This is a genomic window from Amphritea sp., from assembly GCF_016744155.1.
Taxonomy (GTDB): domain Bacteria; phylum Pseudomonadota; class Gammaproteobacteria; order Pseudomonadales; family Balneatricaceae; genus Amphritea.
Genome location: NZ_JADGEW010000009.1, coordinates 71,517 through 87,123 on the forward strand (window position 1 = coordinate 71,517; position 15,607 = coordinate 87,123).

Below are 15,607 nucleotides of genomic sequence, written 5' to 3' on the forward strand. Positions count from 1 at the left end.
TACTAATAAATATAATTATGAAACAGATAACATTATTCAACAATGCCATTTAAGGTGAGGACAAATCATGCCGATTAAACCATTACCACCTTTAAATAGCCTGGTAGCATTCGAGGCTGCCGCCCGCCACCTTAGCTTTACCCGTGCCGCAGATGACCTCTGTGTCACTCAAGGCGCTATCAGTCGACAAGTACGTCATTTGGAAGACTATCTCGGCCGGGAACTTTTCATTCGTGAAAAACGTTCACTTTCACTTACCCAGACCGGAGTTGAATACTATGGCAGTATTCAACAATCCTTGTTACTGATAGCCAATGCCACCGGTGACATTCTCCAGTGGCAGGGAGATCAGCAGGTTACCGTGATCACTACGAATGCAATGGCTTCGTTCTGGTTGTTGCCCCGTTTCACTGAATTCCAAGAACTCCATCCAGAAATTGATCTGCGCATACTAGCCGTTGATTCAATCGGAGATGTGAAAAACAGTGAGTTTGATATCGCCCTGTTCTACTGCCGAACTCCTCCTCCTTATTTGGAAGCTACACCTCTATTTAGCGAAACAGTTTTCCCAGTCTGTAGCCCGACATATCTGAACAAGCACCCTGATTTTAAACAACCCGAAAATCTGCTTAAAGGCACTTTGCTGTCATTAGAGATTAACGAGGAGTGGGTGACCTGGCAGGACTGGTTCAAAGAATGTGGGATTAAGCATATGCCTGATGCTTGTCGTCGTTTAAATATCAACAATTACCCACTAGTAATTCAATCCGCGTTGAATGGCCAAGGTCTGGCGCTAGCATGGGATAATCTTGTCGATGATTATTTGGCCAGCGGTTTATTAGTAAAACCTGTTGATGAAATGATGGCCACGACTTCACAGTTTTATATGTTACAGAAACCACAATCCATTCGACCCAAAAAAGGCGTAACCTGTTTCAGGGAATGGCTGCTATCGACAATTGGTAAACAATAATTCGCCCTACGAGAGCTATCAAGACATCACTACTTAACTGCCTCTGTAAAGACAGACTCAGAGACTAAACAAAACCTGACATAGTAGTGAATCCATTAGCCTTAAATAACTATCTATTACGTTAAAAAAAACATGCGTATTTATATATGCAAATTCTGTACGCAGGGATAGTCATTAATATCTTCTGTAATCCATGGCCTGGCAAGTAATTTACCCCACCCTAAAAGCGTGCCGGTTCAAGACCCTGAATCAGTGGCCACTGGCACCATAAACGTAAATCGATCGAGCCTGGCTTCTTAGCAGGGCTTTTTTGTGCCTAACGTTTGGGTAGAGAAGCATAGGGGATTCGCTTTCTATAAGGGTTTCTTCTCATACTTAAAGGTGCACTGTTTTCATTCTCATAATGAGACATTGAAAGACTGTTCAAGTGTAATTTTTTGTATTAATACATTATCAAGCATTCCATAATGGGCTTTCAGCGTGCTGCATGTTGCGATGCCACACGAATTTTACAATGAAGTGGTTACGCTATGCCTGAGCATTCGACTGGTCAAAAAGCATCAAATAAGCTGCTCAAATTGTTATTAAAGGCATCCATTATTTCATCAGCATTAATCATAATCATTGTTGGTTATGCTGTATCCCTTCTCTACAGCCAGCATGTTTTAGAAGATGCTGAATATGATGCGATCAGCGTTGGTGAAGCTATCGTTTCACTTGAAAGACACCTACTCATCACTCTTGATGATCAGGACATAGAACGCCTTAACGTTACCTCAGATGGATTTAACAAGCTTGATGAGACGATGCAAAAGGCAATGGCACCTTTTGAAATTATTAAAATTAAGGTTTTTTCTAATGATGGTACGGTTGTATACAGTACCGATCATTCGATTATTGGTAAAAATGACATCAAGAACCCTCGATTGAAGATAGCGTTATCGGGTGGCATTAGCTCCAATCGGCAGAAAAAAGATGAGATCACAGATCTCCGTGGTGAGAAAAAATTTAATGTCGATGTCGTAGAAACTTATATTCCGATTGTTAATAACAAGGGATCAATTATTGGCAGTTTTGAAGTCTATAAAGATGTAAGTTTTAGCAACCTAAAGAGCCAGGACGGAATAGAAAAATCACTAATTACGTTAACATTAGTCCTTATTATTGTTTTCAGCCTAAGCTTTCTAATCATTAGAGTCGCTGCGAAAGAGTTAAATCTGGCACAGGTTAAGCTTCACAAAATGGCGACCGAGGACCCATTAACTGGGCTAAAAAACAGGCCTGTCATCATAGAATCAGTTCAGGAAGAAATTTCTCGTAACCAGAGGCGACAATCGAGTGGGGCTAGATACCCTTTTAGCCTGGTGATGATTGATGTTGATCATTTCAAGTCTATAAATGATCAGCATGGACACCCTGTCGGGGACCAGGCTCTAGTCAAGATAACTGATACTATAAACTCAACCATTAGAGCTCATGATCTTATTGGCCGGTATGGGGGTGAAGAATTTCTTTTATTACTCCCTGATACCGACCTCGAAGGAGCAAAACCTATCGCTGAGAGAGTTCGCAAGAGCGTTGAGAACATAGACTTCCTAAGTGGAGACATAAGAATCCCACTCACTATCAGTTTAGGTGTTACTACTGTTATTGCTGACGATACTGACTATGATCAAGCAATTAAGAGTGCTGACAAAGCACTCTATCAAGCAAAAGATGCAGGACGAAACCAGGTTTCTGTTGTATTACAGCCATAAGAAATTCGCTTTCAAAAAAGCTTAGCCGCCTTTAGAAGCCTGGCGGTTCAAGATCAGGACTCAGTGCCTACTACCATTACTAGCCTGATTATCCCGCAACAGCAGTTAAGCTATGGGTTCTAGTAAGGTTTAGAGAAAACCTTCATTGCACAATTTTTCATGTAGCGCTTTTATATGTGCTGGGCCAATCTCACAGCAGCCACCAATAATCGATGCTCCATCCCTTGCCCAGCCCATGGCATATTCTGCGTATTTTTGTGGACTCAAATCTTGACGTACTTCTAGTTGTTCAACAGTGCCACCCGGTTGCAACGGCCCTACCGAAACAAAGCCATTGGCATACGCACCAATCTTCTTATCCATACTGCGTAGTTGCGGCCAGCAACCATTAATAGCCTCGGGGTGACTGCAATTTAACAGAATCGCCTCAGCCCCCAGAGATGCGAGTACTTGCAGAGCTTCATTCAGCGCTTCACCACTGCGTAACTGCCCCGGATGGAAGTCACTAATGGTTAGCGCAACCCAGACGGGTTTGCCACTTTCCATTGCTGCAGTACAGGCTGCACGTGCCTCGTTTATTGAGGCCATCGTTTCGCACAAGAAAAGGTCACTGGCGGGTGATTGCAACTCAACAAGGCGACGATAAGCGTCAAGTGAATCATCGTAGGATAATGATACATCTGGGCGATAACTGGCGACCAGCGGTGGTAAACACCCCGCTATTTCAACATCTTTAGATTCAGCTAGTTCAATAGCGCCTAAAGCAGCATCCATAGCAGACCTGTGAAGCTTCTTTAACTGAGCAAGTTCATTTTCCCGTGCCAGGCGCTGTGGTGTCGCAGTATAGGTATTGAGTGTGATGACACGAGCTCCGCTCTTAATAAAATCAAGATGTAAATCTCGCACAATCGTTGGTTCATGCAGCATTATATCGGCAGACCAAAGAGGAGTCGTTTCACGAGAACTTCTGCGTAAAAGCTCCTGTCCCATGCCCCCATCAAGTAGTGTGATGTGATTCAATCCTTTTTACTCCAGTCTTTGTCTATTGCCGTATTATCACATTAAGGTGCTGACAAGTTCACGCATCACCTTAGTCAGAATCAAACAAGAAGCCTTAAGCTACCAACTATTACCACCAAGGCCTGTCATTTACCGAAAACTCATGATGAACAGCTGTAATGCGACAAGCCACCGAGTTCTCTGAACTCAGAAGGCTTCAGCCTATAGAATTTCTCCTCCACCGCCTTCGATTGCTCAGCATAGGGCTGAGTCATGACTTCCTGCAGTTCCCGCACCAGAGCATAGCTACCTTCCGCAGCTTGTTGATACGCAGGCACAACCAGCCACTCTCGCCAACTGTATTTTGGATTAACTAGCTTCATCTGTTTAGAGAGTTTATCACGGGATTGGGACTGACTGCCGGTGAGTGATTTCCACTGTGTAAGCCACTCTGACCAGCGTTGTTCCATCCCTTCGCGGTCAATCTCATAAGTCACTCCCTTATAGAAGCTTTTTTGGAGTGGGCCAATGTCATCAGGTAGACTCGAGAGCTCGCGGAAGAAGATGGTGTAATCAACATTCGTTTGCATCATCAGCGTTGCAAGTCCACTGAATAACACCGGATGGAAGCTCTCCAGCCCAAGTTTGGCAGCCCACATCGCTTCCATGTCTCTTTGCATCACGTCAGCAAATCCGCTTCGAATCTCGTCGAGTTGTTGCAGAGCACCCGGATGCGACGCCAGCAACGGTCCCAACGCCAGACAAAACATGTGGAAGTTACGTTCCGCTGCCGCGGGCTGGTTAAGGAACGAGAAGTGTTGGCCACCGCCTGTCCAGGGTTGATATTGCGGATCGAACATTTCGCAGAATCCGAATGGACCGTAGTCGAGGGTGAAACCACCGGCCGCACAATTGTCGCCGTTGAAGTTACCCTGGCAGTAACCAACACGTATCCAATTAGTCACCAGCGACGTAAGGCGACTGCGAAACTCACCCGCGAGCAACACCACTTTTTCGGCAATGGTTAGATTGTTATCTACGACCTCGCTGTACTCGCGATCAATCAAGTGCAATACAATTTTTTCGAGTTCTTCCATCGCTTTTGGGTGTTCTTGCTTACGAACACGACGACCGAAGAGCTCCAGTTGGCCGACTCGAATGAAGGACGGCGCAACGCGCGTCGAAATGGCGACCGCCTCAGATATCATCCTGTCGGGATCCTGCGAGCGCGAACCCTCAGAATACCAAGGCCGCTGGACCTTCTCCGTTTTGGACACGTACAAACTCAGCGACCGTGAGGTTGGCACGCCGAGCGCGTGCATATGCTCCTGTGCCAGAAATTCCCGGACACTTGATCGCAGGACAGCACGACCGTCCGCGCCGCGGCAGTATGGCGTCCGACCGCCACCTTTTAGCTGCATTTCCCAGCGTTTACCGTTGATAACAGCCTCAAGTACGGAAACAGCACGTCCATCACCGTATCCATTGCCAGTTTGGAACGGGCATTGATGGTAGTACTCAGTGCCATAGATGGAAAGTGCGTAGCCACAGGCCCAACCGACTTTACGCATCGGCGCAGGAACCTCTGAAATGTCGCCAGAGAACATCCGCACGAAGTCATCCGACTGTGCAATGCTGTCGGCAAAACCCAGTTCGCGGAAGAAACCCTTGCTGTGCGTGACGTACTCTGGATCTTTGATTGGCGTAGATTTGACCGGAACATAGTGACCCGTAAAGACCTGTCGCGGCACGTGGTCGACGCCGTTTGCTTTCGCGTCAGGATCGGCATTGAGAGTATCCATGAGCGAGTAGTTTGACAATTTTGCGAGATCGTCGAGCGTCTCAACGGTTGGCGGATTTTCCTGGGGCAGTTGATGTTTCATAGAGGTACCTCATAACAGGAGTAGAGCGGCTGCTGCCCCGTGAATACAACATCATTACATTCTGGTGAAAACGGGTAAAGAGCGACTAAAGAGAACAAATTTATTTGGCAAATAATGCATCAGAGTTCGCCTTATGAGTTATGACGCTCTCCATAAACAATCGTTACATCGAAACAAAGCAGAAAGGCCTGAAGCAATTGATTCAGGCCTTTCTGGATAACAACGTTTCAAATACTCTTTTTAACTCAGAAAATCATTTAGCGGCTATTATTTGGCAACAAGAGGTTTCGCATCTAACCCAAGTAATCTATCAATAGACAGAATTCCCGGACCACGCGCAACAATAACGAGTAAGGAAATTGCCCACCAGGATGCTGGATTAATCCAGTGATCCCATGTTGGGAATACGGCCAGTTGAATAAACATTGTCATGCCTATCAGCCCTAACGCTGCAAAACGAGAAAATAAACCAATAATAAGCAATATTGGCAGCACGACTTCAGCAATACCGGCAAACACAGCCAGCAATTCAATCATTCTCACCACAAATGAGCCTTCAACATACTCAAGTGTTTCAGGGTTACACAGCTGTAATGCTCCTGGTCTAACCGGGTCAGGACAGAAAAATTCATACATGAACAGGTCATATTTATCGACATTAAACTTTAAAAAACCATCCCACTTACTTAGCCCGGAATCCAGGAAGACCTTAGCCACCATGAAACGGAGAGATAACAATGCCAGTGGCTCTAAAAACCGAGATAACTGCACGCCCAGTTGTACATAAAGTTCACGTAGTTTTCCTACCATACCCATATTAAGTCCCTAGTTATCATGATTGTATTTAGCCATATCAATTTCTAATATTTCATTTTGTAGGCAGGCTGAGAAAACATCACTGACATCAAAATCATGCTCCAACGCTAAAGCGGCATCAAAGGCTCTCTCAAGCGCAGCACCCTCTCCTTGTAAAACTTGCATAAGGGATACTTCAGGGGTAGAAAGCAAGCGCGCTTGAACAGCACCCTGCACACGCCAAAACATCACGGTATCAACAGATAACGCGCCATCTGCCCGTTCTAACCCACTGTTATTTTTGTGTAATCCCTCAACGTCACTATTATCTATAGACTCAGCTTCACTTAAGTTAGTTTTTAATGCAATCCATTGATTAAAAGTACCTATATTTACTTGAAGAAGCGCAACACTGGGGTTTAATTTCACAACGGCTTGAGTAAAATCACGGCCTCCTTCCACCAGCCATGAGATTTTTTCTGCTGTCAGCGTCTGCGTCGAGTCAGCGCTCATCAAGCTCATTAGCCATGCGTAATCTAAACGCGCCAAATCGACCAAACGTGGCGATAACTTTAATGTCTCAGGCGGTGCTTCTAACGTCGCTATAAAATCACTCAGAAAGTCAGGAAAGTTCTGCCCATAGCCGACCAAAGTTCCTTTTTCAGGTGGGTAATGGTCCACATAAATACGAGCTATATTCTTAAAACTTTCACTCCCCGAAAACTTTTCGCACATAGGAAAGTTAGCGGATAGTGCATCAATACAGCCTTTATAAAAGCCATTACGATAGACAGACATTCGCTTTATATGCTCGTCATTAATACAAAAAGCATTCATACCACTGGCATCACCGGTACGCAGATAAACGGAAAATGCATCAATATAAGGACTCAACGCCATCAGCGAGCCTCCATTTGGAAGGCATTCATCAAGTCGGTATGACTTCTGCACCGGTCTAAATAGCCTTGTGCCATTGCACGTTCATTCATCAATTCAGAAAACGGCGGTATATTAGCATCCCGCTCCACTAAAACAGGCCGATGTCCAAACAGAGACAACGCATGCTTTAACAAAGCCCATACCGGCACATCAATGTCTGCTGCATGGCTGTCAATTAACAACGTCTGGCCTAATTCTGGGTCAGGGTCATGGCCTGCGATATGAATCTCTCCAACAAGGTCTGCAGGAATCTGCGCTAAATACTTTTCTGCATCAATACCGGTGTTCTTACTACTGATATACAAATTATTAATATCGATTAATAAACCACAACCACTGCGACGTGCCGCTTCAACTAAAAACTGAGGCTCATCCATCTCGCTGGTGAAATCCAGATAGTTACTCGGATTTTCAATTAAAATACGCCGCCCTATGCCTGTCTGATAACGATCAATCCCTTCCACTAGTGACTGTAGTGCGTCCTGTGTTCTTGGTAATGGCATAAGATCTGCAAAATATGCGCCGCCGGAACGAGACCAAACAGCATGCTCAGATATAAGCGTTGGCTGAAATTCATTAATTAACGCTTTTACCTGTTTAATATGCTCAGGCATCGATTGATGATCATAACCGAGTGACCCCCCTACCCCATGAAAGCTAAGATCATAATTCTCACGGATTGATCGGAGATAATTTAGCCGTGGCCCGCCTGCTACAAAGTAGTTCTCCGTATGCACTTCAAACCACAAACGATTACCCGCGCCAGTTTCTTCCACTGGCATCGCCAAAATATCATCCAGGTGTTCGGCCTTTAAACCAAGGCCTGCACCTAAATGCGCCCCCGCAATCAAAGATTGCTGAGGCGAGGGGTATTCATTAACTTTCAAGTGAACCTGTTCCGTTTGGTGTCACGATAGACTCGCAAGTACCTTTAGGCGCATACGTCCAAGCATTCGACTGGAAATCTGTCGTAGAGGTACCTTCACAGCTTGTACCTGCACCTGCTGCACAATCGTTTTCACCCGCTAGTGCAATACCAAAGCACTTATCTTTACGACCACGAATTTTATCTCCCGCTAACCAACCTTGAACTTTAGCCTGAACTTCAGCAGATGCTGTTTCAGAAACCTTCAGTTGACTGTTAGGACCGGCAACGGCACCCGTACTTAGAAGTGCTGTAGACGCGCCAAGAAGTAGTGCTGTAGCTAAGCTTGCTTTATTCATTTTCATTGCTCCAAATCAGATCGATAATTTTTTGTTTTAGTTACTTTTACAATTAAATTATTCAGTTAAAAAGCTAATTCAAGCAGGGTACGTTTTAAGTATTCATGCACCACTAAATCTAATGTTATTAGTAGTTTAGCTTATCCAGACTCTAGATTACCAAAGCTTATTTAGTATAAGCACCTACTTCAAACCTATATTTAGTCTAACAACTTACGATTACAACCTGTCATCGCTACTTGATGTTAGCTACTGTAAAGACTCAAACTGAAATAAAGCTGAAACAAAACTAAAAAGCGATAAAAAAAACAGACTACCAGTGAGTCAGTATTTTGCGTGTCGCTTTCTAGAAAGCCTCTGTTCACCCTTAAAAGTGGTGACTTAATCACAGGATCCCTGGGTGACCATCATTTCCTGCAGAGATTTCAATCTCCCGTGTTACATTGGAATCTATACTTTATGACCTTTTTAAAGGGGGTTATGTGCAGCCAGAGCAGATAGATATCCAGCGATTTTTAAAGCGTTTTCCGCCCTTTGATGATCTGCCAGATGAAGCGTTAATCCACTTAGCGAAGCAGATCGAGATTGCCTACTATGTAGCGGGTAGCGATATCCTCAATTACGCTGAGCCGGTTAACGACTTGTTTGTGGTGCGCAGCGGTGCGGTAGAAACCTTCCGACGTAATGGTGATCTCTATAACCGCCTAGATATGGGGGGTATTTTTGGTCAGATGGGACTGATGATGCGTGGCCGGGTGCGCTTTCCAGCCAAGGCGCTTGAAGATTCTCTCCTGTATTGTATCCCCGCAGACCTGTTTAACGATTATTGCGATCAGCATGAGGGCTTTTCCAACTATTTTGAAGTGGATAACGCCGCGTTGCTGCACCAGTCCGTGGTTGACCAGACCAATAAAAACGACCTGACCACTGATAAAGCCAAATGCCTGCTTAAGCGTGGTGTCGTGACGGTCACTAAAAACACCCCGATCAGTAAAGCGGCTTTAATTATGACCCAGGAGCAGGTTTCATCTTTACTCATTACCGACCCTGACAAACCGATTGAAAGTGACCCTGAAGATGATGATGGCCAAGCCATTGGCATTATTACGGATCGCGATTTTATTACCCGTGTAATAGGGCAAGAGCTGGACTTACAAACCCCTATCAGTGAAGTGATGTCTCCCGACATGGTGACGCTGGATGAAAATGCCTATGTCTATGAAGTGATGCTAGCCATGCTGCGCTTTAACGTGCATCACTTGCCGATTCTGAAAAAGAAGAAACCGATAGGCATTATCACCCTGGCAGATATCGTTCGCTATGAGTCTCAGAGTAGCTTGTTTTTAGTCAGAGGGATCTTTGCTCAGCAAAGTGTTGCAGAGCTAGCCAGTTATGCTCAATGGATACCTGAAGCATTCGTGCGCATGGTCAATGAAGATGCCAATTCCCATATGATTGGCTCGGCGATGTCGGTCATTGGCCGCAGTTTCAAACAACGCTTGTTAGAACTCGCAGAAGATACCTTGGGTAAACCGCCAATCCCCTATTGTTTTCTAGCGCTGGGGTCTATGGCAAGGGATGAACAATTACTGGTGACGGACCAGGATAATGCCATGATTCTTGATGATAACTACGTAGCCGAGCTTCACGGTGAATACTTTTCTGCACTGACTAAATTTGTTTGTGATGGTTTAAACGCCTGCGGTTATGTCTATTGCACCGGTGACATTATGGCGACAAATCCCAAATGGCAGCTGACACTGAGCCAATGGAAGGACCTGTTTAGCCAATGGATTACTCGGCCTGACCCTGAAGCCCTCTTACACTGCTCAATCTTCTTCGATCTGGATGGCGTCTGGGGCGAGTCGCAATGGGCCGCTGAGCTGCGTCGTCATATTGCCATTCAAGCAAAAGGCAATTCCAAGTTTCTGGCAGCACTGGCCAGAAATGCCCTATCCCGTAAGCCACCATTGGGTTTCTTTAAAGAATTTGTGATGGAAAAAGACGGTCGTCATAACAATACCATCAACCTTAAGCGCCGAGGTACCGCACCGCTGACCGATGTGATCCGCGTGCATGCTTTGGCGGTAGGCTCCCGAGCACGTAATTCGTTTGAGCGTCTCGACGATATCATTGAAGCTAAGCTGCTGCCGGATGGCAGTGCTCAGGATCTGAGTGATGCGCTGGAGTATCTGTCTATTGTCAGAGTTAAGCATCAGGCCACTGATGTAAATCAGAAGCTTGAACCTGATAACAATATAGAGCCGGATAATTTGTCTCGCTTTGAAAGACGAAACTTGAAAGAGGCCTTTCAGGTGCTCAGTGCCGCGCAAAATTTCCTTAAATACCGGCACACGGCCAATACCACCATGGCAGGCATAAAAAAATGAATCTGGGGTCGCCTTCCCTTCTGGATTGGGTTGAATACTATAGACAACACTCAACCTCCAGTAAGAACGAGAGAGTATCTGATTTCTATCGTCACGGAGTGATAAACCCAGCTACATCGATTGGACAGGCCCCTATGGTTGCCATGGATTTTGAAACCACCGGTTTGTCTTCAGCTGATTCAGAGATTGTTAGCATTGGTCTTGTGCCTTTTGATCTCAAGCGAATTTATTGTGGTGAATCCAGGCATTGGATTGTAAAACCGGAACAGGATATGACGGAGGATTCCATCGTGATCCATGGCATTACTCACTCTAATGTCGACGCAGCTCCTCCGCTGGCAAACATTCTTGATCAGGTACTAGATGCCATTGAGGGTAAGTTGGTCGTGGTACATTATCGCTATATAGAACGAGAGTTCTTTAATAAAGCCGTACTTGGGTTGTTACAAGAACCACTGCTATTTCCCCTGATTGATACGATGGAGATAGAGTCAGATATCCTAAAAGGTCGGCAGGGATTTTTTGATAAAATTCTAAGAAAGCCGCTGAAACCGATTCGGCTGGATTATTGTCGCAGACGCTATAACCTCCCTCATTACGATGCACATAACGCTCTCACGGATGCTATCGCCACTGCGGAGCTGCTACAGGCGCAGATCGCACACCACTTGAATCCAGACATGCCTGTTAAAGATTTGTGGGCATAAAAAAGCTCGGATATCCGAGCTTTTTGCGAATCTAAACATCAGTTATTTATAGCTTTTTTCTGTTCTCAAGCCTAGGACCAGACTCAGACACATCAACAACAATACGATGGTGAAAGGCAGACCGGTAGAAATAGCACCGGCTTGCAACGCCTGAATTGACTCAGTGCCGCCTATCCAGAGCAATGCGGCTGCAATCGCGCCTTCAGTACTGGCCCAGAAAATTCGCTGGGGGACAGGCGCATCAATTTTACCACCCGAGGTAATACTGTCGATAACCAATGAGCCAGAGTCAGACGAGGTAATGAAGAATACCATTACCAGCACAATCGCTATCACGGATAGGACAGAACCCATCGCCAGCTCATCAAACATCTGGAACATGGCCAACGGTACTTTTGTCAGGCCATCTGCGCCTAACGCACCAACCTGATTAACCACCTGATCAATCGCAATGCCACCGTACACAGACATCCAGATCACTGTTACGCTGGTAGGTACAAGCAATACTGCGGTGATAAATTCGCGGATGGTACGACCTTTAGATACACGGGCAATGAACATACCGACAAAAGGGGACCAGGAGATCCACCACGCCCAGTAGAAGACCGTCCAGCCTTGAAACCAAGCCTCATCATCACGCCCATGGGGGTTACTTAAAGGAATGATGTTTTCCAGGTAGGCGCCGATTGTCTTGGGAATAGTACCGAGCGAGATAGCAGTAGCAGAAAGCGCTACGAAAACCAGCAATACAAAAGCAATTATCATATTGATATTACTGAGCAGTTTTACGCCACCTTCAATACCGCGTATCACCGAAATGATCGCCAACAGAGTAACGCCAATAATGACCAGTATTTGCAAACCGACGCCTGCGTCAATACCAAACACATGATTGATGCCGGCTGCCGCTTGTTGAGCGCCAAGGCCCAGAGATGTTGCCAGACCAAATAACGTGGCTAAGACGGCAAGTATATCGATGATATGTCCAGGCCATCCCCAGGCTCTATCACCTAATAGCGGGTAAAATATGGAGCGAATGGAGAGTGGCAGCCCCTTATTGTAGGTGAAGAACGCGAGGGATAATGCAACAACGGCATAGATTGCCCAAGGGTGTAAACCCCAGTGGTACATAGTCGCACCCAGCGCTAAGCGGGCAGCTTCTGGCGTTCGCGCCTCAACGCCTAAGGGCGTTTCATACCACCCGGTGAAGTAAGCAACCGGTTCTGCAACGCCCCAGAACATCAGGCCAATTCCCATCCCCGCAGCGAATAGCATCGCTAGCCAGGTGATTGTTGAATGCTCTGCTTTGGCCTCATTACCCCCTAGACGGATTTTCCCCCAGGGTGAAACAATCAAAAATAAGCAAAAGATAACAAAGAAATTTGCGGACCACATAAACAGTACATCGAAGGTACCGATAATATTCCACTTTATACCGTCAAGAAATTCTTTTGCGGCTGTTGCGTCTGATAATAGTGTTGCTAATAGGAAGATTAACACCAGACCAGCACTGATGCCGAAAACAGGGTTATGGATATCAAACCCCCACTTTTGGACATTATCCCGACCTATCGTGTAATCCGTACTCTCTATACTATATTTGTCTGTTGGTTCACTCATATAGCTCTCTTTTCCAGCGTAATGGCTATGAAAACACTTAGATACATCTCACTTCCAAGTTGTTACTAAGGTACTAATGCCCCTATACGTTAACATTTATCCAGGCTAAATAGAGGGAGATTACTCAAATACCCTGACACTATGCAGCGTCGTTCTCTATCTGATTTTATGTAATGCGGATATATATACATGCGAAGAGTACGCAGTTCTAAACTGCAGGAAAAGTGCACCAGCAGCACAAGAACATTGCACGGGGATTGTCATCCACAAGCGGACATAGGGGCTTCTCATTAACAGGCCCTAAAAACACTGAGCTTTTACGGACTAGCAAGAGGCCAAACGCAGACCCGATCTCTAAGTTGTTAACCAGTAGTTATCTTGCGTATAAATTTTGTTTGGAGCATCTGCTTCTGGAAGAGACTGCTTAAATGCTTCACGGCTTGCCAGTCGATTGTAATAGGCATAAACCTTTGGGAATACAGACAGATCTGTAAACAAACGCCCCACATGCAGGCTATACCCCACACCGACATCCGCAGCAGAAAAACCGCTATCAAGCAGGTATTCACGATTTACAAGATGGCTTTCCAACACCTCTATCGCTTTTTCCAAACGCTTAGTTTCAAGCTTTCGAACGGTAGCGGAACGCAGCTCTGGATCACTAATAGCAATTGCCTGTTGCGTCAGACTAGCTGAATGGACAGTAAGGGTTTCAGCATAATGCACCCATTGTAACCATTGGGGGCGTTCAAGATTGCCCGGCTCACGCCAGAGCTCCCCTTTATCATAGGTTTCACATAAATACTCAGCAATGGCACCGCTCTCGAATAACGTCAGTTCATTGTCTATCAAGCAAGGAACCCGACCCAGGGGGTGATGAGCTAAGTAATCATCACTACGAAGCTCACGTCCAAACGCGAATAGCACAACCTCAACATCTAGCCCGAGTTCATTAATCAGCCAGAGGGTTCGCATCGAACGCGCCTCATGGCAGTGGAAAAGTGTTAGCGCCACGCTATTCTCCATTTATTCAAGATAACTTAATGAGGGGATACCCATAGTCAGTATTTAAGACTACATAGAAAACAGTCCGGAACTTATCAGGCCCCCTCCATAATATTACATAAACCGTTCGATAATCAGCGCGATACCCTGTCCACCACCAATGCACATCGTAACCAGTCCATAGCGCCCCTCGGTGCGATCCAGTTCAGACATCGTTTTCACAATAATAATAGAGCCCGTTGCGCCGACTGGGTGACCTAATGCTACCGCACCTCCATTGGGATTCACTTTATCCACAGGCATCTCCAATAGATCGGTTACCGCCATCGCCTGAGCGGCAAACGCCTCATTGGATTCAATCACATCGATATCCTGCATTGTCAGCCCAGCATTTTTCAGTGCTTGCTTAACAGCAGGTACCGGCCCCAATCCCATTAACTCCGGTGCTACACCAGCAAAAGCATAACTGAGAATTCGACAACGGGGTGATAGCCCCCTCCGTTGCGCTTCCTGCATAGTGGTCATGACCACCGCTGCCGCGCCATCGTTAAGGCCGGATGCGTTGCCAGGTGTAACGATGCCATCCTTCTTGAAGGCGGGCCTCAGTTTTGCCAAGCTCGCTATGGTGGTTTCGGCCCGGGGATGCTCATCGGTATCAAACACAAACTCTTTACGGCCCCGTTTTACAGTGACGGGGACGATCTGATCCCGAAAATAGCCCTTTTCTATCGCAGTACATGCGCGACGATGACTCTCCTCGGCAAACCGATCCAGATCTTCTCGAGAATAGCCCTGCTGCGCGGCAATATTCTCTGCAGTAATGCCCATATGACCACTGCCGAACGGGTCACTGAGAATACCCAGGGTCATATCGACAATCTTGCTGTCTCCCATCCGGGCGCCATTGCGTGCATCCGGCATCAGGTATGCGCCACGGCTCATACTCTCCGCTCCACCAGCCAAAGCAATCTTACTATCACCCATCACCAGCAGCTGTGCCGCTGATATGACTGATTGTACCGAAGAGCCGCACAAACGATTTACATTAACGGCAGCAGACGACTCCGGCAATCCTGCGTTGAGCGCTATATGGCGGGACAGGTAGGCATCCTGTGGTGCAGTGGTGATGATATGACCAAATATCGCATGATCGAACTCCTCAGCAGGGATAGCTGAACGACGGATCGCTTCTGTAGCCGCCACTGTACCCAACTCCGCCGGTGACAGACCCGACAGACTGCCCCCAAATGCACCGATGGCGGTCCGTACCCCATCAACAATCACTACATCACTTAAATTCATACTTTGTATTCCT

13 protein-coding genes are annotated in these 15,607 nt (G+C 46.2%); 4 read left to right on the plus strand and 9 right to left on the minus strand.

The genetic code is table 11. The features are described 5' to 3' along the window. Nucleotides 1-67 precede the first annotated feature (67 nt). Nucleotides 68-973 (plus strand): transcriptional regulator GcvA, encoded by a 906-nt coding sequence (gene gcvA, locus QZZ54_RS09395; RefSeq protein ID WP_290702076.1) that lies wholly within the window; start codon nt 68-70, stop codon nt 971-973. Between the two features lie 530 nt (nt 974-1,503). Next, nucleotides 1,504-2,730 carry a diguanylate cyclase gene (locus tag QZZ54_RS09400; RefSeq protein ID WP_290702079.1) on the plus strand — a complete coding sequence of 409 codons (1,227 nt, stop codon included), beginning with the start codon at nt 1,504-1,506 and terminating at the stop codon, nt 2,728-2,730. Between the two features lie 129 nt (nt 2,731-2,859). On the opposite strand, the gene QZZ54_RS09405 is transcribed toward QZZ54_RS09400, so the two are convergent. From QZZ54_RS09405 to QZZ54_RS09430, 6 genes are all read right to left on the minus strand, one after another. After that, complete coding sequence (locus QZZ54_RS09405) at nt 2,860-3,750, minus strand: homocysteine S-methyltransferase family protein (RefSeq protein WP_290702082.1); 891 nt, start codon at nt 3,748-3,750, stop codon at nt 2,860-2,862. A gap of 140 nt (nt 3,751-3,890) precedes the next feature. Then, nucleotides 3,891-5,612 carry a protein adenylyltransferase SelO family protein gene (locus QZZ54_RS09410; protein ID WP_290702084.1) on the minus strand — a complete coding sequence of 574 codons (1,722 nt, stop codon included), beginning with the start codon at nt 5,610-5,612 and terminating at the stop codon, nt 3,891-3,893. Between the two features lie 267 nt (nt 5,613-5,879). After that, the gene (locus QZZ54_RS09415; RefSeq protein WP_290702086.1) at nt 5,880-6,428 is read right to left on the minus strand and encodes a DoxX family protein; all 549 of its coding nucleotides are present in this window, start codon (nt 6,426-6,428) and stop codon (nt 5,880-5,882) included. Between the two features lie 9 nt (nt 6,429-6,437). After that, the gene (locus QZZ54_RS09420; protein WP_290702088.1) at nt 6,438-7,307 is read right to left on the minus strand and encodes a DNA-binding domain-containing protein; all 870 of its coding nucleotides are present in this window, start codon (nt 7,305-7,307) and stop codon (nt 6,438-6,440) included. After that, nucleotides 7,307-8,233 carry a DUF692 domain-containing protein gene (locus tag QZZ54_RS09425; protein ID WP_290702090.1) on the minus strand — a complete coding sequence of 309 codons (927 nt, stop codon included), beginning with the start codon at nt 8,231-8,233 and terminating at the stop codon, nt 7,307-7,309. Before QZZ54_RS09425 ends, QZZ54_RS09420 begins: the two co-directional genes overlap by 1 nt. Then, nucleotides 8,223-8,570, minus strand: coding sequence for a DUF2282 domain-containing protein (locus QZZ54_RS09430; RefSeq protein WP_290702093.1), 348 nt, complete (start codon nt 8,568-8,570; stop codon nt 8,223-8,225). Before QZZ54_RS09430 ends, QZZ54_RS09425 begins: the two co-directional genes overlap by 11 nt. 482 nt (nt 8,571-9,052) lie before the next feature. On the opposite strand from QZZ54_RS09430, the gene QZZ54_RS09435 reads away from it, so the two are divergent. Both QZZ54_RS09435 and QZZ54_RS09440 read left to right on the plus strand, forming a co-directional pair. Then, nucleotides 9,053-10,960, plus strand: a complete 1,908-nt coding sequence (locus QZZ54_RS09435) for a DUF294 nucleotidyltransferase-like domain-containing protein (RefSeq protein ID WP_290702096.1) — start codon at nt 9,053-9,055, stop codon at nt 10,958-10,960. Continuing rightward, entirely contained in the window at nt 10,957-11,667 is a 711-nt protein-coding gene (locus tag QZZ54_RS09440; protein ID WP_290702099.1) for a 3'-5' exonuclease, read from the plus strand. The genes QZZ54_RS09435 and QZZ54_RS09440 overlap by 4 nt, the downstream gene beginning before the upstream one ends. Nucleotides 11,668-11,709: 42 nt before the next feature. Here the strand turns inward: QZZ54_RS09440 and QZZ54_RS09445 are convergent, their stop codons facing one another. From QZZ54_RS09445 to bktB, 3 genes are all read right to left on the minus strand, one after another. Beyond that, nucleotides 11,710-13,287 (minus strand): BCCT family transporter, encoded by a 1,578-nt coding sequence (locus QZZ54_RS09445; protein WP_290702102.1) that lies wholly within the window; start codon nt 13,285-13,287, stop codon nt 11,710-11,712. A gap of 354 nt (nt 13,288-13,641) precedes the next feature. Beyond that, a complete protein-coding gene (locus QZZ54_RS09450; RefSeq protein ID WP_290702105.1) occupies nt 13,642-14,301 on the minus strand; it encodes a glutathione S-transferase family protein in 660 nt (219 codons plus the stop codon). Between the two features lie 105 nt (nt 14,302-14,406). Then, complete coding sequence (bktB, locus tag QZZ54_RS09455) at nt 14,407-15,594, minus strand: beta-ketothiolase BktB (protein WP_290702108.1); 1,188 nt, start codon at nt 15,592-15,594, stop codon at nt 14,407-14,409. Nucleotides 15,595-15,607: the final 13 nt, after the last annotated feature.